Source organism: Aliivibrio finisterrensis (genome assembly GCF_008933155.1).
Taxonomy (GTDB): domain Bacteria; phylum Pseudomonadota; class Gammaproteobacteria; order Enterobacterales; family Vibrionaceae; genus Aliivibrio; species Aliivibrio finisterrensis.
In genome coordinates this window covers 1-364 of sequence record NZ_WBVP01000108.1, presented here as the reverse complement: position 1 = coordinate 364, position 364 = coordinate 1, and the positions used below count along the sequence as shown (strand labels likewise).

Annotated in this window: 1 protein-coding gene; it reads right to left on the bottom strand. The window is 50.0% G+C overall.

Features of this window, described 5'->3' with window-relative positions; genetic code table 11:
- Nucleotides 1–364: hypothetical protein (locus F8B77_RS17760; RefSeq protein ID WP_167512880.1), on the bottom strand; the 364-nt coding region annotated here is incomplete at both ends.

Here is a 364-nt window from a genome sequence, read left to right as displayed (position 1 = left end):
CTTGGAACTGCGCTTCAGTGGTAAGGATTTGATTAACCAGTTCGCTATTGTAATCCGTAAGGTTTACTGCACGTGAGGTGCTGATACCCGCGCCGGTGAAGTTACTTAGAATCGGCTCGGTATTGGTTGCATCGGCACTGTAGGCACGCAGCACCAAAAGGTGGTCCACTTGCGTGACCAATGCAGGTATGTCGGCGACTGCCAGACTTTGCCCAGCAACATAATCATTTAAGGTGTCGGCATTATCAAGGTTCACCCCATCAATGCCTGCGAAGGTATAGTCGGTATTCGTTGGGACTGGGTTGGTGGCATCGGTAGTGTAGGCAATGATGGTATTAATCGCATCCACCATCGGCTGAACATT